The sequence below is a fragment of the Burkholderia singularis genome (genome assembly GCF_900176645.1).
In the GTDB taxonomy this organism is placed as follows: domain Bacteria; phylum Pseudomonadota; class Gammaproteobacteria; order Burkholderiales; family Burkholderiaceae; genus Burkholderia; species Burkholderia singularis.
The window spans coordinates 23905-48636 of sequence record NZ_FXAN01000062.1; the positions used below are offsets into that span (position 1 = coordinate 23905).

General features: G+C 67.6%; 24 protein-coding genes and 1 pseudogene. 9 read left to right on the forward strand and 16 right to left on the reverse strand.

Annotation, left to right across the window (positions count from 1 at the left end; translation table 11 throughout):
• Window positions 1–23 precede the first annotated feature (23 nt).
• Both hmpA and BSIN_RS13735 read right to left on the reverse strand, forming a co-directional pair.
• Window positions 24–1232 (reverse strand): NO-inducible flavohemoprotein, encoded by a 1209-nt coding sequence (hmpA, locus tag BSIN_RS13730; RefSeq protein ID WP_089340930.1) that lies wholly within the window; start codon window positions 1230–1232, stop codon window positions 24–26.
• A 138-nt stretch (window positions 1233–1370) separates the two neighbouring features.
• Window positions 1371–1922 (reverse strand): cob(I)yrinic acid a,c-diamide adenosyltransferase, encoded by a 552-nt coding sequence (locus BSIN_RS13735; protein ID WP_089340931.1) that lies wholly within the window; start codon window positions 1920–1922, stop codon window positions 1371–1373.
• Between the two features lie 176 nt (window positions 1923–2098).
• Here BSIN_RS13735 and BSIN_RS13740 point away from each other — a divergent pair, with 176 nt between their 5' ends.
• The 6 genes from BSIN_RS13740 to proC all read left to right on the forward strand — a co-directional run bounded on the left by BSIN_RS13740 (window position 2099) and on the right by proC (window position 9481).
• Entirely contained in the window at window positions 2099–3508 is a 1410-nt protein-coding gene (locus BSIN_RS13740) for an FAD-binding oxidoreductase (protein ID WP_089340932.1), read from the forward strand.
• A gap of 55 nt (window positions 3509–3563) precedes the next feature.
• Window positions 3564–5057, forward strand: coding sequence for an FAD-linked oxidase C-terminal domain-containing protein (locus tag BSIN_RS13745; RefSeq protein WP_069233827.1), 1494 nt, complete (start codon window positions 3564–3566; stop codon window positions 5055–5057).
• Window positions 5058–5357: 300 nt separating this feature from the next.
• On the forward strand, window positions 5358–6446 hold the full coding sequence (glcE, locus tag BSIN_RS13750; RefSeq protein WP_089340933.1) for a glycolate oxidase subunit GlcE: 1089 nt from the start codon (window positions 5358–5360) through the stop codon (window positions 6444–6446).
• Window positions 6447–6453: 7 nt separating this feature from the next.
• Complete coding sequence (gene glcF / locus BSIN_RS13755; protein ID WP_059512936.1) at window positions 6454–7680, forward strand: glycolate oxidase subunit GlcF; 1227 nt, start codon at window positions 6454–6456, stop codon at window positions 7678–7680.
• A gap of 248 nt (window positions 7681–7928) precedes the next feature.
• A complete protein-coding gene (locus BSIN_RS13760) occupies window positions 7929–8627 on the forward strand; it encodes a YggS family pyridoxal phosphate-dependent enzyme (RefSeq protein WP_089340934.1) in 699 nt (232 codons plus the stop codon).
• Between the two features lie 41 nt (window positions 8628–8668).
• On the forward strand, window positions 8669–9481 hold the full coding sequence (proC, locus tag BSIN_RS13765; protein WP_089340935.1) for a pyrroline-5-carboxylate reductase: 813 nt from the start codon (window positions 8669–8671) through the stop codon (window positions 9479–9481).
• Between the two features lie 209 nt (window positions 9482–9690).
• Here proC and BSIN_RS13770 read toward each other — a convergent pair whose 3' ends face one another.
• The 8 genes from BSIN_RS13770 to phnG form a co-directional block, all read right to left on the reverse strand.
• Window positions 9691–10227 carry an RNA-binding protein gene (locus BSIN_RS13770; RefSeq protein ID WP_069233823.1) on the reverse strand — a complete coding sequence of 179 codons (537 nt, stop codon included), beginning with the start codon at window positions 10225–10227 and terminating at the stop codon, window positions 9691–9693.
• A 331-nt stretch (window positions 10228–10558) separates the two neighbouring features.
• A complete protein-coding gene (locus tag BSIN_RS13775; protein ID WP_089340944.1) occupies window positions 10559–11692 on the reverse strand; it encodes an alpha-D-ribose 1-methylphosphonate 5-triphosphate diphosphatase in 1134 nt (377 codons plus the stop codon).
• 38 nt (window positions 11693–11730) lie between these two features.
• Window positions 11731–12501, reverse strand: a complete 771-nt coding sequence (gene phnL / locus BSIN_RS13780) for a phosphonate C-P lyase system protein PhnL (protein ID WP_089340936.1) — start codon at window positions 12499–12501, stop codon at window positions 11731–11733.
• Complete coding sequence (gene phnK / locus BSIN_RS13785; RefSeq protein ID WP_089340937.1) at window positions 12498–13268, reverse strand: phosphonate C-P lyase system protein PhnK; 771 nt, start codon at window positions 13266–13268, stop codon at window positions 12498–12500. The genes phnL and phnK overlap by 4 nt, the downstream gene beginning before the upstream one ends.
• Complete coding sequence (locus tag BSIN_RS13790) at window positions 13265–14269, reverse strand: alpha-D-ribose 1-methylphosphonate 5-phosphate C-P-lyase PhnJ (RefSeq protein ID WP_173678684.1); 1005 nt, start codon at window positions 14267–14269, stop codon at window positions 13265–13267. The genes phnK and BSIN_RS13790 overlap by 4 nt, the downstream gene beginning before the upstream one ends.
• A complete protein-coding gene (locus BSIN_RS13795) occupies window positions 14266–15546 on the reverse strand; it encodes a carbon-phosphorus lyase complex subunit (protein WP_089340945.1) in 1281 nt (426 codons plus the stop codon). Before BSIN_RS13795 ends, BSIN_RS13790 begins: the two co-directional genes overlap by 4 nt.
• Window positions 15546–16160, reverse strand: coding sequence for a phosphonate C-P lyase system protein PhnH (gene phnH / locus BSIN_RS13800; protein ID WP_089340939.1), 615 nt, complete (start codon window positions 16158–16160; stop codon window positions 15546–15548). The genes BSIN_RS13795 and phnH overlap by 1 nt, the downstream gene beginning before the upstream one ends.
• 2 nt (window positions 16161–16162) lie before the next feature.
• The gene (gene phnG, locus BSIN_RS13805) at window positions 16163–16645 is read right to left on the reverse strand and encodes a phosphonate C-P lyase system protein PhnG (protein WP_089340940.1); all 483 of its coding nucleotides are present in this window, start codon (window positions 16643–16645) and stop codon (window positions 16163–16165) included.
• 212 nt (window positions 16646–16857) lie between these two features.
• Between phnG and phnF the strand changes: the two genes are divergently transcribed.
• The 3 genes and pseudogenes from phnF to BSIN_RS13820 form a co-directional block, all read left to right on the forward strand.
• Window positions 16858–17634 carry a phosphonate metabolism transcriptional regulator PhnF gene (gene phnF / locus BSIN_RS13810; protein WP_069233817.1) on the forward strand — a complete coding sequence of 259 codons (777 nt, stop codon included), beginning with the start codon at window positions 16858–16860 and terminating at the stop codon, window positions 17632–17634.
• Window positions 17624–18397, forward strand: a complete 774-nt coding sequence (locus BSIN_RS13815; protein ID WP_089340941.1) for a DUF1045 domain-containing protein — start codon at window positions 17624–17626, stop codon at window positions 18395–18397. Before phnF ends, BSIN_RS13815 begins: the two co-directional genes overlap by 11 nt.
• A 1-nt stretch (window position 18398) precedes the next feature.
• A pseudogene (locus BSIN_RS13820) lies at window positions 18399–18545 on the forward strand (phosphonate metabolism protein/1,5-bisphosphokinase (PRPP-forming) PhnN); the annotation flags it as partial.
• 43 nt (window positions 18546–18588) lie between these two features.
• Here the strand turns inward: BSIN_RS13820 and ubiA are convergent.
• The 6 genes from ubiA to recG form a co-directional block, all read right to left on the reverse strand.
• Window positions 18589–19452, reverse strand: a complete 864-nt coding sequence (gene ubiA / locus BSIN_RS13825; RefSeq protein WP_059516139.1) for a 4-hydroxybenzoate octaprenyltransferase — start codon at window positions 19450–19452, stop codon at window positions 18589–18591.
• Window positions 19453–19631: 179 nt separating this feature from the next.
• A complete protein-coding gene (locus BSIN_RS13830) occupies window positions 19632–20087 on the reverse strand; it encodes a winged helix-turn-helix transcriptional regulator (RefSeq protein ID WP_059516038.1) in 456 nt (151 codons plus the stop codon).
• Window positions 20088–20229: 142 nt separating this feature from the next.
• Window positions 20230–20718, reverse strand: coding sequence for a non-specific DNA-binding protein DpsA (gene dpsA, locus BSIN_RS13835; RefSeq protein WP_059516036.1), 489 nt, complete (start codon window positions 20716–20718; stop codon window positions 20230–20232).
• Between the two features lie 147 nt (window positions 20719–20865).
• Complete coding sequence (locus BSIN_RS25835; RefSeq protein ID WP_159935979.1) at window positions 20866–21027, reverse strand: hypothetical protein; 162 nt, start codon at window positions 21025–21027, stop codon at window positions 20866–20868.
• A 314-nt stretch (window positions 21028–21341) separates the two neighbouring features.
• Window positions 21342–22301, reverse strand: a complete 960-nt coding sequence (locus tag BSIN_RS13845) for a hydrogen peroxide-inducible genes activator (protein WP_089340942.1) — start codon at window positions 22299–22301, stop codon at window positions 21342–21344.
• 115 nt (window positions 22302–22416) lie between these two features.
• Window positions 22417–24732, reverse strand: a 2316-nt coding sequence (gene recG / locus BSIN_RS13850; RefSeq protein WP_256583794.1) for an ATP-dependent DNA helicase RecG, incomplete at its 5' end; no start/stop codon positions are given.

Here is a 24732-nt window from a genome sequence, read left to right on the forward strand (position 1 = left end):
ACCGGCAATCGGCCGTCAGCGTGTCACGAAAGCACGCCTGAGCCGAAGATTTCCGTATGCACGCGCTGCGGCGCGACGCCGAGCGCGACGAGCGCGTCGCACTGCGCCTTCATGAACGCCACCGGGCCGCATACGTAGTAGTCGGCATCCGGCGCGAGCGCATATTGCGCAATGCGCTCCGGCGTGAGCCGCCCCTGCACATCATGATCGACGCCCGCGCGATCGTCAGGGCCGACCTGCTCGTAGAGCACCGTGCGCTTGACGTTCGCATGCTCACGCGCCACGTCGTTCAGCCAATCGCGGAACGCATGCACCGCGCCCGAGCGGCATGCGTGAATGAAGCGGATGTCGCGCGGGCTGCCATCGGCAATCAACGTCGACGCCATCGACACCATCGGCGTGATGCCGACGCCGCCCGAGATCAGCACGACCGGCGTGCCGGCCTCGCGCTTGAGCGTGAAATCGCCCATCGGCGCGGTGACCTCGACGGTCGCGCCCTCCTCGACGCCGTCATGCAGCAGCGTCGAGACCTTGCCGGCCGGCACGGCATCTGCGTGGCCGGCCTCGCGCTTGACCGAGATGCGCAGCCATTTGCCGTGCGGCGCATCGGACAAGCTGTACTGGCGCGGCTGATCCACCCCGAGATCGCCGACGAAACGCTTCACCGTCACGTACTGGCCCGGCTCGAACGACGGCGCCGCGCCGCCGTCGGCGGGCGTCAGATAGAACGACGTGATCTCGTCGCTTTCGCGCACCTTGCGCACCACCCGGAACGGCCGAAAGCCGCTCCACGCCGCGCCCGCGTACAGATTCGCCTCCGCGCCGATCAGGATCTGCGCGAGCTGGCCGTATGCGACGCGCCATGCTTCGAGCGTGTCAGCATCGACCGCGTCGCCGAGCACTTCGACGATCGACGCGAGCAGGTTCTCGCCGACGATCGGATACTGCTCCGGCCGGATGTTCAGGCTCGCGTGCTTGTTCGCGATCCGCGACACCGCGCCGCTCAGCGCGCCGAGATCGTCGATGTGCGCCGCATACGCGTAGACCGCTTTCGCGAGCGTCTCGGGCTGGTTGCCGGTTTTCTGATGAGTCTGGTTGAACACATGCTTCAACTCCGGATGGCGCCCGAACATCCGGCTGTAGAAGTGTTTGGTGATCGTCACGCCGTGTTGCGCGAGAACCGGAGCGGTCGCTTTCACACGCGCCATTTGATCAGCGGTGAGTTGTGTCATCGAAGTGTTCTCCCTAAAAAGATGCTTTAAATTTACATTTTTAAAGGCGCGACATCGACGGTCAAATTGTCGCACTGCAATATAACACCATTGATCGGAAGATTGAGCGATGCTCGCGGCGGCTTCGTGCCGCCGCGCTCACTGGGCGCGCGTGCGGTCCCACAACACGTCGGCGCCGCCCGCCGCGCGGTTCAGCACGCGCGCCAGCACGAACAGCAGATCCGACAAGCGGTTCACGTAACGGCACGGCGCGGCGCCAAGCGCCTCATGCGCGCCGAGTGCGACGATGGAGCGCTCCGCGCGCCGGCACACCGTCCGGCACACGTGCGCGAGCGCCGCGCTGCGCGCGCCGCCCGGCAGGATGAACTCCTTGAGCGGCGGCAGTTGCGCGTTGTAATGCGCAAGCCACGCGTCGATGCGCGCGAGATGCACATCGGTGATCGCCGTGTGCCCAGGTATGCACAGCTCGCCGCCCAGATCGAACAGATCGTGCTGGATCGACGCGAGCGCCGCGCGGATCTCATCCGGCAGCGGCTCGGCAAGCAGCATGCCCAGGTGCGAGTTCAATTCGTCGACGTCGCCGATCGCCGCGATCCGCGCGCCGTCCTTGCGCACGCGGCTGCCGTCGCCGAGGCCCGTCGTGCCGTCGTCGCCCGTGCGCGTCGCGATCTTGCTCAAGCGGTTACCCATGCATATCTCCATGATCCGCGGCGGTCCGCGCCGCGTCGGTGAAATCCCTATTATCGCAGCCGCGCTCGCGGCGGGACGCGCGCTTTCGAGCGTAGAATGATCCGGCCGCCCCAACCTGCCTCACCGCGGACTCGACGAAACGTCGATACAACAAACAACTCGCACCGGAGACGCATGTGAACCACCTCGAGCCGCCTCAACGCGCGCTGCCGGCCGGCTTCATCGACGCGCTCGCCGCGCGCTTCGGCACGCGGATGTCGACGGGCGCCGCGGTGCGCGCCCACCACGGCCGCGACGAATCGCCATTCGATCCGCAATGGCCCGACGCCGTGGTATTCGCGCAAACGCTCGACGACGTGCGCGACGCCGTGCTGCTCTGCGCGCGCCATGACGTACCGCTGATTCCCTACGGCGCCGGCTCGTCGCTCGAAGGCCATCTGCTTGCCGTGCGCGGCGGCGTGTCGGTCGATTTGTCCGGGATGAACCGTGTGCTGTCGATTGACGCGGAAGACCTCACCGCGACCGTCGAGCCCGGCGTCACGCGCAATGCGCTGAATGCCGCGCTGCGCGATACGGGCCTGTTCTTCCCGATCGATCCCGGTGCGGATGCCAGCCTCGGCGGCATGACCGCGACGCGCGCATCCGGCACGAACGCCGTGCGCTACGGCACGATGCGCGAGAACGTGTTGGGCTTGAGCGCGGTGCTCGCGGACGGCCGTGTCGTGAAAACCGGCACGCGCGCGCGCAAATCGGCGGCGGGCTACGATCTGACGCGGCTGTTCGTCGGCTCGGAGGGCACGCTCGGCGTCATCGTCGACGTCACGGTGCGGCTGCATCCGCAGCCCGAAGCGATTTCGGCGGCAGTCTGCGCGTTCCCGTCGATGGGCGCGGCGGTGCGCACCGTGATCGAAACGATCCAGATCGGCGTGCCGATCGCGCGCGTCGAGTTCGTCGACGCGCTCGCGATCCGCGCGATCAATCGTGCCGCGCATCTCACGCTGGCCGAAGCGCCGACGCTCTTCTTCGAATTCCACGGCACCGAGGCGGGCGTGCGCGAGCAGGCGCAGCAAGTCGAGGCGCTCGCCGCGCAGCATGCCGGCTCGGACTTCGAATGGGCAACGCGCCCCGAGGACCGCACGCGCCTCTGGTCCGCGCGTCACCACGCCTACTTCTCGATGCTGCAACTCAAGCCCGGCTGCCGCGCGGTGACGACCGACGTGTGCGTGCCGATCTCGCAACTTGCCGCGTGCGTCGAGCAAATCGAGGCCGATCTGAACGCTTCGTCGCTGCTGTGCCCGATCGTCGGCCATGTCGGCGACGGCAACTTCCACGTGCTGATGCTCACCGATCCGGACAAGCCCGAAGAGTTCGCCGAGGCGGAGGCGCTGAACGACAGGCTCGTCGCGCGCGCGCTGCGCTTGGGGGGCACCTGTACGGGCGAGCACGGCGTCGGGCTGCACAAGATGCGGTTTCTTGCCGCCGAGCATGGCGAATGTGCGCTCGATGCGATGCGCGCGATCAAGCGCGCACTCGATCCGCGCAACCTGATGAATCCCGGCAAGATCTTCACGATGGACGACGCATGACGACAACGAACGCAAGCCGCCGCCCGATGCCGTCGTCCGATACCAAGGAGCAGACATGAACGCCCCCGACGCGCTGTCGGCCGAGTTGCGCACGCAGCGCCAGCGCGAAGTCGTGCAGGCGCTGATGGCCGTGCTGCCGACCCATTGCCTGCTGTACCGCGACGAGGACACCGCCGCATACGAATGCGACGGCATGTCCGCCTACCGGCGGCTGCCGCTCGCCGTCGCGCTGCCGGAAACCGAATCGCAGGTGCAGCGCATCGTGCAGATCTGCCACCGGCTCGACGTGCCGATCGTGCCGCGCGGCGCGGGCACCAGCCTGTCCGGCGGCGCGCTGCCGATCACGCTCGGCGTCGTGCTGTCGCTCGCGCGGCTCACGAAGATTATCGAAGTCGATTCGTATGCGCGCACGGCAACCGTGCAGCCCGGCGTGCGCAATCTCGCGATCTCCGAGGCCGCCGCGCAATATGGGCTTTATTACGCGCCCGATCCGTCGTCGCAGATCGCCTGCACGATCGGCGGCAATGTCGCGGAGAATTCGGGCGGCGTCCATTGTCTGAAGTACGGGCTCACCGTGCATAACGTGATGCGCGTGCGCGGCGTGACGATCGACGGCGAAATCGTCGAATTCGGCTCGCTCGCGCTCGACACGCCAGGGTTCGATCTGCTCGCCGTGACCATCGGCAGCGAAGGCATGTTCGTCATCGTCACCGAGGTCACGGTCAAGCTGATCCCGAAACCTCAAACCGCGCAGCTCGTGATGGCGAGCTTCGACGACGTCGTCAAGGGCGGCGACGCGGTGGCGGCGATCATCGCGTCCGGCATCGTGCCGGCCGGCCTCGAAATGATGGACAAGCCCGCGACGCAGGCAGTCGAGGCGTTCACGCAAGCCGGCTACGATCTGGACGCCGCCGCGATCCTGCTATGCGAATCGGACGGCACGCCCGAGGAAGTGGCCGAGGAAATCATGCAAATGACCGCCGTGCTGCGCGAGCACGGCGCGACGCGCATCCAGGTGTCGCGTGGCGAGCGCGAGCGGCTGCGCTTCTGGTCCGGCCGCAAAAACGCGTTTCCGGCCGCGGGCCGCATCTCGCCCGACTATTACTGCATGGACGGCACGGTGCCGCGCCGCGCGATCGGGCCGCTGCTCGCGCGCATCGAGCAGATGGAAGCGCGCTACGGGCTGCGTTGCATCAACGTGTTCCACGCGGGCGACGGCAACATGCATCCGCTGATTCTGTTCAACGCGAACGACCCCGGCGAGCTGCACCGCGCGGAGGCGTTCGGCGCGGACATCCTGGAGACCTGCGTCGAGCTGGGCGGCACGGTGACGGGCGAGCACGGCGTCGGCGTCGAGAAACTGAACGCGATGTGCGTGCAGTTCTCGCAAGCGGAACGCGACGCGTTCTTCGCGGTCAAGCGCGCGTTCGATCCACCCGGCCTGCTCAATCCCGACAAAGGCATTCCGATCCGCGCGCGCTGCGCGGAATACGGGCGGCAGCACGTGCGCGGCGGGCTGTTGCCGCATCCCGAGCTGCCGCGCTTTTGACGGCGCGCGCGCGTGGCTGCCGGTCTTGCGTGGCTGGCCCGGCTTCCCGGCTTGCCGCTTGCCCGGCTTCCCGGCTTGCCGCTTGCCCGGCTTCCCGGCTTCCCGGCTTGCCGCTTGCCCGGCTTCCCGGCTTCCCGGCTTGCCGCTTGCCGCTTGCCCGGCCGGCAGTCGGCCGGCAGCCGGCTGGCCGCCGCAAGCCTTTGCGCCGGATGCAACGGGGAAGTTTCTAAGGGGTTCGCCCAACTGTACGATCGCAACAGCCCGGTAGAATCGACCGAACGATCAACGCACCGATACGCGATGGAACAGGACGATATCGTCGCCGACTGGGCGGCGCGCATCCGCGAGGCCGCGGCAAACCGCCAGGCGCTGCGAATCCGCGGCGGCGGCACGAAGGATTGGTATGGCCAGGCGCTCGACGGCGAGATTCTCGACACCCGCGCATACCAAGGCATCGTGTCGTATGACCCCGCCGAACTTGTCGTCACCGCGCGCACGGGCACGCCGCTTTGCGAGATCGAAGCGGCGCTCGGCGAATGCGGCCAAATGCTGCCGTTCGAGCCGCCCCACTTCGGCCGCGGCGCGACGATCGGCGGCGCGATCGCGACGGGCCTCGCCGGCCCGCGCCGCGCGAGCACCGGCGCGCCGCGCGATTTCATGCTCGGCGTCACGCTGCTCGACGGGCGCGGCGACGTGCTGCGATTCGGCGGGCAAGTGGTGAAGAACGTCGCGGGCTATGACGTATCGCGGCTGATGGCGGGCGCGCTCGGCACGCTCGGCCTGATGCTCGAGGTGTCGATCAAGGTGTTGCCGCTGCCCGCCACCGAAGTCACGCTGAAGTTCGACATGAACGCGACCGACGCGGTTCGTAAGCTCAACGAATGGGCTGGCCGCCCGTTTCCGCTGTCCGCGAGCGCGTGGCGCTACGACACGCTGGTGCTGCGTCTGTCCGGCGCGCAAGCCGCGGTCAAGAGTGCGAAAACCGCGCTTGGCGGCGAAGCGGTGGACGCGGTCGAGGCCGAGCGTTTCTGGGAAGGGGTGCGCGAGCAGAGCGATCCGTTCTTCGCGTCGCTCGCGCCCGGCCATGCGCTATGGCGCTTGTCGCTGCCGTCGATCACCGAGCCGCTGCACCTGCCCGGCTTGCAAATGATGGAATGGGGCGGCGCGCAGCGCTGGTGGATCACCGACGCCGACGCGCAGACGGTGCGCATGAGCGCGAAACAGGCAGGCGGCCACGCGACGCTGTTCCGCTCGAGCGGCAGCTACGACCGCAGCGCGGGCACCTTTACGCCGCTGCCCGCGCCGCTGATGAAAATCCATCGCGGCCTGAAGGCTGCATTCGATCCGGCGCGCGTATTCAACCGCGGCCGGCTCTATTCCGATCTCTGAGGCCGGCATGCAGACGAATCTCGCCGAGTTCATCCGCGACACGCCCGATGGCGACGATGCCGATGCGATACTGCGCAAATGCGTGCACTGCGGCTTCTGCACCGCAACCTGCCCGACCTATCAAATGCTCGGCGACGAACTCGACGGCCCGCGCGGACGCATCTACCTGATCAAGCAGATGCTCGAAGGCGCGAGCGTCACGCGCAGCACGCAGCAGCACCTGGACCGCTGCCTCACGTGCCGCAGCTGCGAGACGACCTGCCCGTCGGGCGTGCAGTACGGCCGGCTCGTCGAGATCGGCCGCAAGATCGTCGAGACGAAGGTGCCCCGCACGCTGTCGCAACGGCTGCTGCGGCGCGCGCTCGCGAGCTTCGTGCCGAACGCGGCAGTGTTCGCGCCGATGATGCGGCTCGGCCAGCACGTGCGGCCGCTGCTGCCCAGGCGGCTGCGCGACAAGGTGCCGCCGCGCGCACGCCTGCTCGCGTGGCCGAGCGCGCCGCACGCGCGCAAGGTGTTGATGCTCGCCGGCTGCGTACAGCCGTCGATGATGCCGAACATCAATATCGCGACCGCGCGCGTGCTCGACGCGCTCGGCATTGAAACCGTCATCGCGCCCGAGGCTGGCTGCTGCGGCGCGATCCGGCTGCATCTGGGCTTTCACGACGAAGCGCTGCACGACGCGCGCCGCAATATCGACGCATGGTGGCCGCACGTCGAGCGCGGCGTCGAGGCGATCGTCATGAACGCGTCGGGGTGCGGCGCGACGGTGCTCGAATACGCGCACCTGCTGCGCGGCGACCCGGCGTATGCCGACAAGGCGCGCCGCATCGTCGAGCTGACGAAGGATCTTTCCGAGCTGCTCGGCAACTTCGAGCCCGAACTGGCCGCGCTCGCGCGGCGGCGCGGCATCCACACCGTCGCCTACCATCCGCCCTGCACGTTGCAGCATGGCCAGCAATTGCGCGGGCACGTCGAACGTCTGCTCGAGTCCCTGGGCATCGAAGTCCATTTGCCCGCCGACAGTCATCTATGCTGCGGCTCGGCCGGCACCTACTCGCTCACGCAACCGTCGCTCGCTTACAAGCTGCGCAAACAGAAAATCGCGAAGCTGCAGGCAACCGAGCCGCAAATGATCGTATCGGCGAACATCGGCTGTATCGCGCATTTGCAAAGCGGTACGCAGGTGCCTGTCGTGCATTGGGTGCAACTCGTGGATACGCTGCTGCATGAATGAGCGCGGGCGGAAACTCGTCATTCGTCATTCGTCATTCGTCATTCGTCATTCGTCATTCGTCATTCGTCATTCGTCATTCGTCATTCGTCATTCGCACGCAGTATCGATCATCTGATCGCCGCCGACATGCGCATCCGGCAATCGCCGCCGCGCGTCGGCCCGCTGCGCCCGCATGTCCGTATAATTCCCGCATTCCCCGCGCGCCTCGGCACGCTGCCCGGCGCGCGCCACGTTCCGTTCGTTCTGCCATGTCCGATCTCGCCTCCCGTCTCGCCTCCGTTCATCGCCGCATCGACAGCGCCGCGCGCGCGGCCGGCCGTGAGCCGGATTCGGTCACGCTCGTCGCCGTGTCGAAGACATTCCCCGCCGACGCCGTGCGCGCCGCGCATGCCGCCGGCCAGCGCGCATTCGGCGAGAACTACGTGCAGGAATCGATCGACAAGATCGACGCGCTCGCCGATTTGCGCGCCGCGCTCGAATGGCATTTCATCGGGCCGCTGCAATCGAACAAGACGCGCGCCGTCGCCGAGCGCTTCGACTGGGTGCATACGATCGACCGGCTGAAGATCGCCCAGCGCCTCGCGGAGCAGCGGCCCGCGCACCTGCCGCCGCTCAACGTGTGCGTGCAGGTGAATATCAGCGGCGAGGCGTCGAAAAGCGGCGTGCCGCCCGACGATGCGGCCGCGCTCGCGCGCGCGGTCACCACGCTGCCCGCGCTGCGGCTGCGCGGCCTGATGGCGATTCCCGAGCCCGCCGGCGATTCCGACGCGCAGCGCGCGCCGCATCGCGCGCTGCGTGCGCTGTTCGAGCGGCTGCGCGCGGACGGGTTCGCACTCGATACGCTGTCGATGGGCATGTCGGCCGATCTCGAAGCCGCGGTCGCCGAAGGCGCGACGATCGTGCGGATCGGCACGGCGATCTTCGGTACGCGCGACTACTCGCACTGAATCCGCCGCCTTTTTTTCTTTCTGTTACCGGCTCCATCATCATGAAAATTGCATTCATCGGCGGCGGCAATATGGCTGCTGCGCTGATCGGCGGACTCGTCAAACGCGGCGCCGTGGCGCCCGACCTGCTTGCAGTGGACGTCAACGAAGACGCGCGCCAGCGCGCGCAAGCCCAATTCGGCGTGCGCACGGCCGCCGCAATCGACGCCGCGCTCGCCGGCTACGACGCGATCGTGCTCGCGGTCAAGCCGCAAGTGCTCAAGGACGTCGCGGCCGCGCTCGCGCCGCACCTGTCGACGCAGTTGGTCATCAGCATCGCGGCCGGCATTCGCGGCGCGGACCTGTCGCGCTGGCTGGGCGGCTATGCGCGCGTGGTGCGCACGATGCCGAATACGCCGGCGCTCGTCGGCATGGGCGTGACGGGACTCGCCGCGCTACCGGGCGTCGACGCGGCGGGGCGCGAACTCGCCTCGAAGGTGCTCGGCGCGGTCGGCGAGACGATATGGTTCGACGACGAAGCGCGACTCGACGCGGTCACCGCGATTTCGGGCAGCGGCCCGGCCTACGTGTTCTACTTCATCGAAGCGCTGCAGGAAGCGGCGCGCCAGCTCGGAATGAACGACGAGCAAGGCCGCGCACTCGCCGTCGCGACGTTCACGGGCGCGGCGCAGCTTGCCGCGCAGTCCGGCGAGCCGGCGAGCGTGTTGCGTGAACGCGTGACCTCGAAGGGCGGCACGACGGCCGCCGCACTCGCATCGTTCGACGCGCAGGACGTCAAGCAGGCGATCGTGCGCGGCGTGCTCGCCGCGAATGCGCGCGCAAAGGAGATGGGAGACGAACTCGGCGGCGCGTGATGCGTCGGCAGCGCCGGCGGGATGCGATGCGCATGCCGCGAGCCGCGCGCTCAGACGCTTGGCTCGCGGCGCCCCCCCGCAGTTCACCGGTGCGACACGTAATCGCCGCTCCGTTACTCATCCAGTACGGGCCAAGACCGTCGATACGCGTCGCGCGCCGGCGCTGAAGGCGATTGCCCGCCACATTCGATGCGTGTGACAGCCGTTTATCAAAGCTTTCCGCCGGCTTTGAGCCTATACGACTTGTTTTCTTCGGATTCGGTATCCGGAAACGGCACGAATTTGATTTCGATCGGATGCCTTCCCCGGTTCCTGACGGAATGGGTTTTTCTGCTGTTCGTCATCTGGGTGTCGGGGTGCATCTCCGGGAACGCCCGGATCAACATGTGCTCGTAATCGTACGGATGGCCGTCGAGAAAAATGGTGGTGCGGTTGCCGTTATAGCGCTGCTCGTATTCCCATGCCGTCGCCCCGTGATTGTGGTATCGCACTGATCCGATATAAACCTGCGCGCCCCGGAGCGCGTCGCGCGGAATACACAGCTCGAAACAAGCGCCCTGCCGCTGCTGAAACCGTTTCCTGACGTCTTTCGACACGCCGACGTAAGCCTCATTCCCGTTTATCACCACGTAGATGCCGGGCTCACTCACGATTTCGTCTGGAATGCTGGTCGATTCGCCCGCGCGCTCCGGAATCATGCTTTCAAGCAGGGCGTAATAGTCCAGCACGTATTCGATAACGGCCATCTTGTGTCCTCCGTCCGATAGTCACATAGAGCTACCGTAGAAGGACGCGCATACTCGCCGGTTGTGAAAGCGCGCTCACCGGCGGCGCGGGATAATGTGGCGCGACGCCGCACAACCCCCCGTGGCGCGGGCACGGCGCGACGCGCACGCGGCCGTTCGCGCGTAGGCACGGCTAACAGGCCGTCATCAACGACGCGTGTGCCACGCCGCGCGCAAAGCGTGAACAGCAAGCCGCGCCGCGCGGAACCGGGCCAGTGGCGCGACGGAGCCGCGTCGGGTTTCCTGTCCCATGCGCGTGCGCAGCCATATCCGACGCCGAACCCGCCCGCGCTCATGCCACCCGCTGCCCGGCGACATACGTGGCGCGAGGCACCGGCAACGTGCGCTGCATCGCGACGCGCACGAAATCCGCGCGCAGCCCCGGCGCGATCTCGCCGCGATCGGTCAGCCCCGTCTTGCGCGCCGGCTCGAGCGACACCGTCGCGATCGCGCGCGGCAAGCTCCAGCCGGCCTTGTACGTGAGGTCGAACGCCGCGCTCAACAGGCTCGACGGCACGTAATCCGACGACAGGATGTCGAGCAGCCCGGCCTGCGCGAGCGCCAGCGCCGACACGTTGCCCGAGTGCGAGCCGCCGCGCACCAGATTCGGCGCGCCCATGATCGTCGCGATGCCCCGCGCGCGCGCCGCCTCGGCCGCGGCGAACGTGGTCGGAAACTCGGCAAGCGCGATCCCTTCGGCCGCGGCCTGCTCGACATGCTCAACGAGCGTGTCGTCGTGACTCGCGACGGGCACGCCGAGCGCCTGACAACGCGCGACGATCGCGCGCCGGTGAGCGTCGGCGTAACGCTGCTGCTCGTCGGCAAGCTCGGCGAGCGCCGTCGCGGCTTCCTCGTCCGTCCACGTCTTGTGCCGCTCCTGATAGCGGCGCCATTGCTGCGGGTCCTGCCACTGTCGCTGCCCCGGCGTGTGATCCATCACCGATGCGAGCCGCAGGCGCGGGTGCTGCGCCAACGCGTCGAACACGTCGACGACATCGCCGGTCGCCACTTCGCAACGCAAATGCAGGAAGTGCTCGGCGCGCAGCAGAGCGTCGCTCGCAAAACGCTCGATCGCTTCCGCGCAGCGCGTTTGCACGTCGCGGCCGCGCACGCCGACGTTCAACCGCGTGCCGATCGCGAGCGCGTCGAATACGGTCGTGATTCCCGCCGCCGCGATCTGCGCGTCGTGCGTGACGAAGGCCGCATCGATATCCCAATACACGCCCGGGCGCGGCGCGAGATGTTTTTCGAGATTGTCCGTGTGCATCTCGACGAGCCCCGGCAACAGATAATCGCCGCCCCAGTCTTGCGCGTCGCGCGCGGCGGTCGTACCGCGCGACACCGCGCGAATCGCGCCGCCCGCGAGCTGCACGGTGCCGACGAAGACGTCGTCGCGCGTGACGACACGCGCATTGGTAATCAACATCGCTCGCTCCGATGGAAGCATCGTTTGATGACGGAACATCACGCCGCGCGCCGCGACGGCGCACGCAATTCGAAACAACGCGTCGCGACCCGCTCGCGCATCGCGTCGTCGTGGAAGATGCCGACGATCGCGGTGCCGCGCCGCCGCGCGTCGACGATCAGCTCGGCGACGACGTCGCGATTGTCGGCATCGAGCGACGCGGTGGGTTCGTCGAGCAACAGGATCGGCTGCTCGGCAATCAGCCCGCGCGCGATGTTCACGCGCTGCTGCTCGCCGCCGGAGAACGTCGCGGGCGCAAGCGGCCATAGACGCTCGGGCACGTTCAGGCGCGCGAGCACGCTCGCCGCGCGCTCGGCCGCGTCGCGCTCGGCCACGCCGCGCGCAATGAGCGGCGCGGCCACCAGCGCGAGCGCGGGCACGCGCGGAATCGCCCGCAGGAATTGGCTGACGTAGCCGATCACGTCGCGCCGCAAGCGGATCACGTCGTGCGCGCCAACGTGAGTCAGCACCACATGATCGCCCGCGCGCGGCCCCGTGCGCACCGCGATCGCCCCGGCGCTCGCCAGATAATTGCCGTACATGCATCGCAGCAGCGTGCTCTTGCCCGCGCCGGACGGCCCCGTCAGCGCGACGCATTCGCCTGCGCAGACGTCGATCGACACTTGTGACAGCGCGTCGATCGTCATGCCGCCCTGCCCGTGCAGCGTAAAAATCTTGGACACGCCGTGTGCGTGCAACATCAGCGCGGCATTGCCGGCGAATGCGCGCGCGGGCGCAAACGATTCGATCATTGGCATGGCGAACCTCATACCGGTAACACGGACGAGACGAGCATCTGCGTATAAGGATGTTGCGGATCGTCGAGCACCTGATCGGTCAGCCCCGCTTCGACGATCTCGCCGCGCTGCATCACCATCAGCCGATGCGCGAGCAGCCGCGCGACGCCGATGTCGTGCGTGACGATCAGCATCGACAGCGACAATGTCGACGTCAGCGTGCGCAGCAAGTCGAGCAGCCTCGCCTGCACCGATACGTCCAGGCCCGCCGTCGGCTCGTCCATGAACACGAGGCGCGGCTGCGTCACGAGATTGCGTGCGATCTGCAAACGCTGCTGCATGCCGCCCGAGAACGTCGACGGCAGATCGTCGAGGCGCTGCGCTTGCAGCTCGACGCGCGCCATCCAATCGGCGGCGCTCGCGCGCAGCCGCCCGTAATGGCGTGCGCCGAGCGCCATCAGCGGCTCGCCGATGTTCGCGCCGGCCGAGACGTCGGCGCGCAGCCCGTCGCGCGGATTCTGCGTGACGAAGCCCCACTCGGTGCGCATCAGATGCCGCCGCTGCGGCTCGGCGAGCGCGAACAGATCGACGCGCGCACCGTCGCGGCCCGTGTAATGCAGCGTGCCCGCATCCGCGGCGGTTCGCAGCGACAGCACGTTCAGCAGCGTCGTCTTGCCCGATCCCGATTCGCCGACGATGCACAGCACCTCGCCCGGACACAGTTCGAAGCTCGCGTTCACGAAACCGTTGCGTCCACCAAAACGTTTCGTCAGACCGCGCGCGCTCAATAGCGGCGTCATGCTGTATCTCCGGCCGGCTGCCCGATGCCGGCGCGCGGCGGCGGCCGCTTATCGGCACCGCCGATGCCGCCAGCGCCGGCGTCGACGGATTGCGCCGCATCGCCGCCACGCCGGCTTTCGCAGTAGTCGCTGTCCGAGCAGACGAAACGGCGCGTGCCGTGATCGTCGACGATCATTTCGTCGAGAAAGCTTTCGCGCGAGCCGCACAGCGCGCATGCGGCGTCCCAGCGTTGGATTTCGAACGGATGATCGTCGAAATCGAGACTCACGACTTTCGTATACGGCGCGATCGCGTAGATGCGCCGCTCGCGCCCCGCGCCGAACAGTTGCAGCGCAGGGTTCATGTGCAGCTTGGGGTTGTCGAATTTCGGAATCGGCGACGGCGACATCAGATAGCGGTCGTTGACGATCACCGGATAGTTGTATGTCGTCGCGATGCGGCCGTGGCGCACGAGGTCTTCGTACAGCCGCACATGCATCAGCCCGTAATCGGCGAACGCGTGCAGCTTCGCGCACTCGGTCGTGCGCGGCTCGAGCCTGAAGAGCGGCTCGGGCATCGGCACTTGGTAGACCAGGATCTGCCGCTCGGTCAACGGCGTTTCCGGTATGCGGTGACGCGTCTGGATGATCGACGCGTCGGCCGTTCTGGTTGTCGTCGCCACGCCCGCGCAGCGCGCGAAGAAGCGGCGGATGTTGACCGCGTTCGTCGTCGCGTCGCAGCCCTGATCGATGACTTTCAGTGTATCGCCCGTGCCGATCAGCGCGGCCGTCACCTGGATGCCGCCCGTGCCCCAGCCGAACGGCAGCGGCATCTCGCGCGATGCGAACGGCACTTGATAACCGGGCACCGCGACGGCCTTGAGCAGCGCGCGGCGGATCATTCGCTTGGTCTGTTCGTCGAGGTACGCGAAGTTGTAGCCGGAGGCGGCGTCCGCGCCTGCGTCGTGTGCCGCGTTCATCGTGTTCGACATGCCCGTGCAAGCCGGATCAGGTGCGTTCATCGCGATGAGTCCTCCTGCGCCGCACGCGGCGCGGCGGCGTGCGGTTCATTTCCGTTCGCACGCGCCGCATGCGTCGCATGTTGCGCACGCATCCGGCGCACGAGCTCCAGCTCGGACTGAAAATCGACATAGTGCGGCAGCTTCAGATGCTGGACGAAGCCGGACGCTTCGACGTTATCGCTATGCGCCAGCACGAACTCCTGATCCTGCGGCGGCTGCGTCACGCCTTCGCCAAGCTCGGGCGCGCGCAGCGCGCGATCGATCAGCGCCATCGCGATCGCCTTGCGCTCGGCGTGACCGAACGCGAGGCCGTAGCCCTGCGTGAAGCGCGGCGGTTCGCCGTCGCCGCCTGCGAATTGATTGATCATCTGGCATTCGGTCACGTCGATCTCGCCGATTTCGATCGCCTCGCCACCCAATTCGTCGAGCGGCATCTCGACGGCGACTGTCCCATAGCGCAGCTCGCCCGCAAACGGATGCGTGTTGCCATAGCCTCGCTGCGTCGCATAGCCCATCGCCAGCAGGAAGCCTTCGTCGCCACGCGCGAGATTCTGCAACCGCGTGGCGCGATCCGCGGGAAACGCGAGCGGCTCGCGCGACAGATCGCCCGGCTCCGGCGCGCCGGGCGTCGGCCGCTCCTGCTCGATCAGCCCCTCGTCGTTCAGCAGCGTGACGATGCGCGGCGCCGGCTGCGTGACGCCGAGCGACTGCGGGGTTTCAGCGCATGCCGTTCGTGCGCCGGGCGCGGGCGTCTCGGCGTGTTCGGCGTGTTCGGCGTGTTCGGCGTGTTCGGCGTGTTCGGCGTGTTCGGCGTGTTCGGCGTGTTCGGCGTGTTCGGCGTGTTCGGCGTATTCGGCGTATTCGGCGTATTCGGCGAGCAGCGCGAAGTCGAGCAAGCGTTGCGTGTAGTCATAAGTCGGGCCGAGCAGCTGTCCGCCCGGCACGTCCTTGAACGTGGCGGAAATCCGTCGGTCGAGCCGCATCGCGCCCGTATCGATCGGCAACGTATAGCCGAAGCGCGGCAGCGTCGTGCGGTACGCGCGCAGCAGAAATATCGCCTCGACGAGATCGCCCGCCGCCTGCTTGATCGCGAGCGCCGCCAGCGTTTCGTCGTACAGCGCGCCTTCCGTCATCACGCGCGCGACCGCAAGACGCTGCTGCTCGCGAATCTGCGTGACGCTCAGCTCCGGCACCGCCGGATCGCCGCGCCGCGCTTTGTCCAGCAAACGCCACGATGCCTCGATCGCACGTTCGCCGCCTTTCACCGCGACATACATCAGTGCGCCTCCACGTGCGTCGTGCGCGGCAGGCCGATGCACGTGTCGCCGCACACGAGATAACAATCGATGCCACAAGGAAAATGCGGCGCGAATTCGGCGCGCTCGCGCCAGAACGCGGCAGGCAGGCCTGCGGGCGCGATCGTGCACGCATGCCGGATGCCTGGTCCGCGCAGCGTCAGCGGCGTGCCGCCCGTCAGCGACGCAGCGCGCACGAACAGGGTGACCGCCTGCTCGGGCGCCTGCGCGACACCGCTCGAAAAGCGATGCAGCGGCAGCAGCGCGGCGGGATCGTCGATATACGCGAACTGCGCGGCGTATGGATCGTCGATGATCGGCGCGCCGGTATGAAAGCGCAGGGCCGACGCGAGTGCGGCGTCCGGCGTGCCGAGAAAAACCGGCGTCGAGTAATCGCACAGTGCGAGCAATGCCGCGAATGCCGCAGGCGCCGCGCGTACCGGCCGCGACGCATCGGCGCGCGCGGGCGCGATGCGGCCCGTCGTACCTGGTCGCGCGAGCGCGTCGAGCAGCGCACGGAACGCACGCTGCGTGTCGTGCACCGGATCGGCGAAACCCGGCGCAACGTCGGTCAGGGAAATCGGCATATCGGCCATCTTCAATCGCCCCGCACCATCGTGAAAAATTCGACGCGCGTGGCCGCGGCGTCGCGCGCGCGGGCTGCGCGCCGTTGAGCCAGCCGCGCGCGATATGGCGCAATCACCTGCGCTTCGACGCGCGCGCGGTACGCCGGCAATTGCAGCAGCGCATCGGCAAGCGCGGCCAGTTCCGCGCGGCGCTTGTCGCGGCCCAACTGATACGCGATGCCGAGCACCATGGGCGCGCCGTCGTGCGCGAGCCGCAGCACCGCGCGCGTGACGCTCGCCTCGCCGAGATTGAACGGATCGCCCGTGCCACCGATGCGGCCGCGCACCATCGCAAGCCCGGTCTCGGGCGGGCGCAGCCAGTCGTATCCAGGCGCCGGCGCACCGGCAAGCGCCTGCTCGAGCGAGCGCTCGAGTTCGTCGCGGGGCATGCCCGCCAGCAACGCGAGCCAATCGCGCCGCGCGGCGAACGAAGGAGAAGCGGAGGATGTCGTCATCGAAGCTCCGTCGTGATCGGCTGCTCAATGCATCAATGCTTGATGTCGGCGAATCGGTTGCCTGATTTAACCATCTATTTGTCTAAACGTCTAGACGTCTTGATGTAAAACGAGGCGATGCAAATTAGCCGGCATGATTCATCGAATTGCCGTCGGCCGCGCACTACAATGCGGCGAAGACAGTAATTGGAACGCAAAGGAATGACAGCACCATGACATCCGCCGACCCTTCCGTCCAGGATTCGCCGCTCGAGCGCGGCAGCGGCGTCTCGGTCTGGCGGCAGATCGAGCAGATTCTCGCCGCGGAAATCGCCGCGAACGGCTTCGGCGAAAACGGACGGCTGCCGAGCGAGGGCGAGCTTGCGAAGCGTTTCGACGTCAACCGGCATACGGTGCGGCGCGCGATGCTCGGCCTGGCCGCATCCGGGCTCGTCAGCGTCGAACAGGGCCGCGGCACGTTCGTCCAGCCGGGTGCGATCGATTACACGATCGGCCGCCGCACGCGCTTTACCGAGAACCTGAACCGCCATCACCAATCGGCAACCGGCCGCATGCTGTCGGCCGAGCGCGTGAAGGCCGATCCAGCGGCCGCGCGCGCGCTCGGCCTGCGCGCGGCCGCTTACGTGTACCGGATCGAGTCGATACACGAAGCGGATGGCGTCGCGCTCACCTACGCGAAAAGCGTCTACCCGGCCGCCCGCTTCGCGGAGCTGCCCGCCGTGCTCGATCGGCACGAGCGCATCACCGACGCGCTCGCCGAATACGGCGTCACCGACTATCTGCGCAAATGGAGCCGCATCGGCAGCGTGCTGCCCGACGCGTCGATCGCGCGGCGTCTGAACGTCAACAAGCAGCAGCCCGTGCTGTGGGTCGAAAACGTCGACGTCGATCTCGACGGCACGCCGATCAAATACGGCACGACCTATTTCGCCGCGGACCGCGTGCAATTGCTGGTCGAAAACGACACGGCGCCCGGCCATGCGCGTTGAGCCCGCCGGCCATGCGCACGCTCGCGCATGGTCCGAACACGCGCGCTTTGCGATCTACTATGCGCCGCCGCGCACATCCGCATGGTGGCAAGCAGGCTGCGCATGGCTCGGCCGCGACCCCGAGGACGGCACGGCGCTCACGCCGCCGCAACCGACCGCGCTCGCGCGGCGCGTCGAGGCGCTGACGCTCGCGCCGCGCCGCTATGGCTGGCACGCAACGCTCGTCGCGCCATTCGCGTTGCGAACCGGCGTCACGCCCGACGGTCTCGTCGCCGCGGCCGCCCGCTGGGCGCGCGACTGCGCGCCGTTCTGCGTCGCAGTCGACATCGCGGCGCTCGGCTCGTTCGTCGCGCTGCGGCCCGCGACCGAACACGGCGACGCGAAGCTGCGAGCACTCGCGGCGAGCGCGCTCCATGCGTTCGCGCCGCTGCGCCGCCCGCCATCCGATGCGGAGCGCGAAAAACGCCGCGCCGCGCCGCTGAGCGCGCGCCAGCGCGCGCTGCTGGACGCCTGGGGATATCCTTACGTGCTCGACGAATACCGGTTTCATATGACCCTGTCCGATTCGCTCGCCGACCCCGCCGAGCGCGACGCGCTGATCGACTGGTGGCGCGCGGCGGCCGCGCCGCTCGGGCCGTTGCCCGTCGATCACGCCGCGCTGTTCGTCGAGCCTGAGCCGGGCGCGCCGTTCGTGCTGTACAAGCGCGTGCCGTTCGGCGGGCAGCCCGAACCGGCTGCCGGTCGCGACGAGACACAAGCATGAGCGAACGGCCGACGAGATCGACGCGCGGCTCGCGCGCAGCGTCGAATGGACGGTGCCGGCCGGCACCGCGCTCACGGCGATCGACAATTCCGGCCCGCTCGAGGCTGCCGGCACCGCGCTGATCGAGCTGTTGCGCAGCCTAGCCTGACGCGCCGCGCGGCGCCGGCGAGTGCGTCAGACGAGGCCGGCCGTCACAGCGCGGCCGCCGCGTAATGCGCGGCAATCCCGGCGAACAGCGCGCCGCCCAGCCAGTTGTTGTGCCTGAACGCCGCGAAGCACGACATCCGCTCGCGGTCCTTGATCAGCGTGTAGTGATAGGCCGCGCAGCCGGCCGCCGCCGCCCACCCCGCCCAGTAGAACGCCCCCAGGCGCAGCGCAGCGCCGAGCCACGCGTAGATGCCGAGCATCGCCGCATAGCACAGCATGATCGCCAGCACGTCGAAGCGGCCGAACGTGATCGCCGACGTGCGCATGCCGATCTTGATGTCGTCGTCGCGATCGACCATCGCGTAAGCCGTGTCATATGCGACCGCCCAGAACACGTTCGCGGCCAGCATCACCCACGCGATGGCCGGCACCTCGTCCAGCACGGCCGCGAACGCCATCGGAATACCGAAGCCGAACGCGATGCCGAGATAAGCCTGCGGAATCGCGAAGAAACGCTTCATGAACGGATAGGTCGCCGCCACGAACACGGCCACGACCGATAGCTCTTTCGTCAGCGCATTGAGCGGCAGGATCAGCAGGAACGATACGAGTGCCAGGCCCACGGCGATCGCCACGGCTTCCCATGCATGGATCTTGCCCGACGTGAGCGGCCGCTCGGCGGTGCGCTTCACGTGGCGATCGAAATCGCGGTCAGCATAATCGTTGATCGCGCAGCCGGCCGAGCGCATCAGGATCGTACCGATCACGAAGATCACGACGAGCGATGGCGACGGGCGGCCGTCCGACGCGATCCACAGCGCGTTGAGCGTCGGCCACAGCAGCAACAGGCTGCCGATCGGCTTGTCCATCCGGATCAGCCGCAAATAAAGGGGAAAACGGGCAAGCATCGGGCAAGCGCGCGGGGCGCTGTCGAACATAACTCCGGCATTGTAGAACCGGGCGGGATTTGCCGCAAAAACGCGGCTGCCGGCGCAGCCGGATGGACGCGCCAGGATAGGCGAAGCTCAAAAGCGAACCCGCGCGTGGCGGCTGACGCTCGGCGGCACGCGCGAAACCGCCCCGCCGGCTAACGCGCCGCCGCCTCGTGATCGACGATCGCATCCTCCGGCCGCAGCACGCGGCCGCCTTGCGTGCGTGGCGTCATCACCGCGACCGGCCGGCCGCTGCGCCGGTCGACAAGCTGCGAATGCGTCTCATGGGCCCCGTACAGATGCGATTCGCCCCATTGCCGCAATGCGACAACCACCGGAAAAAGCGCCCGCCCCTTGTCCGTCAGCACGTATTCCTGATACGCGGAGCCGTCGGACGCAGGCGCCGATTCGAGCACGCCCTCGTCGACCAGCATCTTCAGCCGGTCGGCCAGCATGTTGCGGGCGATGCCGAGATTGCGCTGGAATTCGCCGAAGCGGCGCATGCCGTCGAACGCGTCACGCACGATCATCAGCGACCAACGGTCGCCGATCGCGTCCACCGCGCGCGCGACGGGGCACGCGTCGGCACTCATATCTTTACGTCGGGCCATGCTGTCGAAGAAATGGGGACCGAAATACGCGGCACCGGGCCGCGCGCATCGTGATCGATGTGTTGCATTCTAAAACTTTGCCGGGCAACGACCGCACCGAATCGATCGAAAGCGGGCTCGCGCACTCAACCCCGGCCGGCTGTCACGCAAGCAGCGAACGCAGCATCCACGCGGTCTTTTCATGCGTCTGCAGGCGTTGAGTCAGCAGATCGGCGGTCGGCTCGTCGCTCGCGGCCTCGGCGGCCGGGAAGATTGCACGCGCGGTGCGCACCACGGCCTCATGCCCTTCGACGAGCTGGCGGATCATCTCGTCGGCGGCCGGCACTCCGTCAGCCTCCGGAATCGACGACAGCTTCGCGAACTCGCGATACGTGCCGGGCGCGACGACGCCGAGCGTGCGAATCCGCTCGGCGACGAGATCGACGGCAAGCCATAGTTCGTTGTACTGCTCCTCGAACATCAGATGCAGCGTGTTGAACATCGGGCCGGTTACGTTCCAGTGGAAATTGTGCGTCTTCAGATACAGCGTGTAGGTATCGGCGAGCAGGCGCGAGAGCCCTTCCGCGATCTTCTTGCGATCCTTGTCGCTGATGCCGATGTTGATCTGGGTAGCGTTTCCTTTCTTGACCATATCGCTGACTCCTTGTCGATGTGAATGGAACCGGCACGGCACGCGGCAGCGGCGGCTCGAGCGCGCCGCGCGCCTGAAGCACGCTGTCCCGCCGAGTTTAACGTAGAACCGGTCCCGCGCCATTGCGCAAAACCGGCGTGGCGGGCGTCAGCCGAAATGCCGGGCGAGCTGCGCGATCAATGCGGCCGCGCCGCTGCCCGCAATCGCGAAACCGATCAGGCGGCGCACCACGGCGGCGGCAAGCGCACGGGATTGAATCGCAGGCGGGCGACGGACTACTGCCCGCCAGTCGAGCGTCGATGGGTTCATATTCATCTCCTTCGCATACGGAACGATGTCCCGCGTTGGCGCATGCCGGCGCGCATCGTTCGATCCGGCTGCCTGCGCCGCCGCGGCGAGTCGCGAGAGCGGCAAATCCGACCTCGGCCGCGCCGGTGTGTCGGCAACGGCCTAAGCGCATGCCGAGCGGCTTCGGCCGCGGCGCGTCAGCGCCCGTCGGCCCGGACAGCCTACGGACTGATTTTATATTTATCTATCGATTTTTTGTTTTGATTAAATTTATCTATTTAATAGACAAAACTAAACCGGGGCACGCCCCGGTTCGCCGGCCGCTATAACGGCGCTCAGTTGACCGTCGCCGGAATGTCGAGCTTTGCCACGCCGGGCAACGCGCACGCGCTGATCGCATCGCTGATCGCGTCGATCGCCGGCATCCGCGTGAAACTCTTGCGCCACGCGAGCACGACGCGCCGGTCAGGAACCGGTTCGTCGAACGGCACATAGGACAACAGATCGGCGTCCGCGCCGCTGCCATGAGGGCCGAGCTGCGCGACCGACATCCGCGGCAACACCGTGATCCCCACGCCGCTTGCCACCATGTGGCGGATCGTTTCGAGCGACGAGCCCTCGAAGGTCTTCTGGATACCGTCGGCCGTCTGCGAGAAGTGCATCAGCTCCGGACACACGCCGAGCACGTGGTCGCGAAAGCAATGGCCGCTGCCGAGCAGCAGCATCGTCTCCTGCTTCAGATCGGCCGGGTCGATCTTGCGGCGCTTCTCCCACGGGTGCCCCGCCGGCAGCGCGACGACGAACGGCTCGTCGTACAACGGCCGCACCGTCAGGCCCGTCTCGGGAAACGGCAACGCCATGATCGCCGCATCGATCTCGCCCTGCTTCAACAGTTCGAGCAGCTTCAGCGTGTAGTTCTCCTGCAGCATCAGCGGCATCTGCGGGACGCTGCGGATCATCTGCTTGACGAGCGTCGGCAGCAGGTACGGCCCGATCGTATAGATCACGCCGAGCCTGAACGGCCCGACGAGCGGGTCTTTGCCCTGCTTGGCGATTTCCTTGATCGCGAACGTCTGTTCGAGCACGCGCTGCGCCTGCGTGACGATCTGGTCGCCAACCGGCGTCACGCTCACTTCGCTCGCGCCGCGCTCGAAGATTTGCACGTTCAATTCGTCCTCGAGCTTCTTGATCGCCACCGACAACGTCGGCTGGCTGACAAAGCACGCTTCGGCAGCCCGGCCAAAATGCCGTTCGCGGGCGACCGCGACGATGTATTTCAATTCGGTAAGCGTCATCGTGAGTTAATCAATTGTTTCGTGACGATAGATTAAATTTATACACCGATTGGGCCGATTCGCCAACCTCTGTGCATAAGACACGCTGCCGCATCGCGCCGCTTCGCCCGCGCGCTCAGGCTTTCAGATACTGCTCGCGCGCGCCGAGCCAGCGCGCGAGATGCTGCGCGACGACGTCCGGATAGCCCGCGATGAGCCGCGCCGCCACTTCCCGCGCCGGTTCGATCAGCCAGCCGTCGTGCTCCAGATCGGCAAAGCGCAGCATCGCCGCGCCCGACTGGCGCGCGCCGAGAAACTCGCCAGGCCCGCGGATCTCGAGATCGCGGCGGGCGATCTCGAAGCCGTCGGTCGTCTCGCGCATCGTCTTGAGCCGCGCGCGGCCCGCGATCGACAGCGGCCCGCTGTACATCAGCACGCACACCGAAGCCGCCGTGCCGCGCCCGACCCGCCCGCGCAACTGATGCAACTGCGCAAGCCCGAAGCGCTCCGCGTGCTCGATGACCATGAGCGACGCGTTCGGCACGTCGACGCCGACCTCGATCACCGTGGTCGCGACGAGCAGCTGCACGTCGTTGCGCGAGAACGCGTCCATCACGGCCGCCTTGTCGGCGGGCGGCAGACGGCCGTGGACCAGGCCCACCTTCAACTCGGGCAGCGCGGCGGCGAGCGTTTCGTAGGTTTCGACTGCCGTTTGCAACTGCAGCGTCTCGCTCTCCTCGATCAGCGGACACACCCAGTACACCTGCCGCCCCGCGAGCGCCGCCTCGCGCACGCGGCCGATCACTTCGTCGCGCCGCGCATCGGAGACGAGCCGCGTGAGAACGGGCGTGCGCCCGGGCGGCAGTTCGTCGATCGTCGACACGTCGAGATCCGCGTAATACGTCATCGCGAGCGTGCGCGGAATCGGCGTGGCCGACATCATCAGCTGATGCGGCTGGAAGCCCGTCGCGCCGTCTGCCGCATTGGCCGCCTTCGCACGCAGCGCGAGCCGCTGCTCGACGCCGAAGCGATGCTGTTCGTCGACGATCACGAGGCCGAGCCGCGCGAACTCGACCGTATCCTGGATAATCGCGTGCGTGCCGATCACGAGCTGCGCAGTGCCGAGCGCGGCCGCCTCGATCGCCGCGCGTTTGTCCTTCGCCTTCAGGCTGCCCGCGAGCCACGCGACCGACACGCCGAGCGGCTCGAGCCAGCCGCGCAGCTTGCGCGCGTGCTGCTCGGCGAGAATCTCGGTCGGCGCCATCAGCGCGGCTTGATAGCCGGCGTCGATCGCCTGCGCGGCGGCAAGCGCCGCGACCACCGTCTTGCCGCTGCCGACATCGCCTTGCAGCAGCCGCTGCATCGGGTGCGGCTCGGTCAGATCGCGCGCGATCTCGGCGACGACGCGCTCCTGCGCCGCCGTCAGCGCGAACGGCAGCGTCGCGTACAGACGCGCGGACAGCGACGCCGCATCCGGGGTCGAAGCGTCGCGCGCGCGACGCGGCATCGAGGGTGCGGCGCGCGTGCGGCGCTCCTCGTGCGCGCGCTTGAGCGACAACTGCTGCGCGAGCAGTTCGTCGAACTTGATGCGGGTCCACGCGGGATGCGAGCCGTCCATCAGCGCGGCTTCGTCCGAATCGGCGCGCGGATGATGCAGGATTTTCACGGCGTTCGCGAGCGACGGCACGCCAAGCGGCCTCAGATACTCGCGCTCGATCTCGGGCGGCAAGATTTCCGGCAACGGCGTGCGCTCGAGCGCGTTGTCGATCGCCTTGCGCAGATACGCCTGCGACACGCCTGCCGTGCTCGGATAAACGGGTGTCAGCGCCTGCGGCAGCGGCGTGTCGGCATCGACGACCTTCACCGCCGGATGCACCATCTCCAGGCCGAAGAAGCCGCCGCGCACGTCGCCGCGCACGCGCAGCCGGCGCCCGGTCGCCATCTGGCTCGCCTGCGAGCCGTAAAAGTTCAGAAAGCGCAGCACGAGCTGCGCGCCGTCGTCGTCGCGCAGCTTCACGACGAGTTGGCGGCGCGGCCGGTAAGTGACTTCGTTGTCGAACACGACGCCTTCGGTCTGCGCGGTTTCTCCAGGCAACAACTCGCCGATCGGCGTGAGGGCCGTTTCGTCCTCGTAGCGCATCGGCAGATGCAGCACGAGGTCGATCGAGCGCGTGAGGCCGAGCTTCGCGAGCTTGTCGGCGGTCTTGAGCGGTTTCGATGCGGTTTTGGCGGCCGCTTTCGCGGTGGACGCGGTGGACGCGGTGGACGCGTCAGTGGCGGTGGTGGCAGCGGTGACGCCAACGGTGGTGCTGGCGACGCCGTCGTCGGTGACGCCAGCAGCGGCGACGGGTAAAGCCGAAGCCGGCGATGCCGCGGCCGGCTTCGATGCGGATTGGGCCGCCCGCCTGCGGCCCGGCGTCGCGGGCGAGTCTGCCGCGCCGCCCTGCCCGCC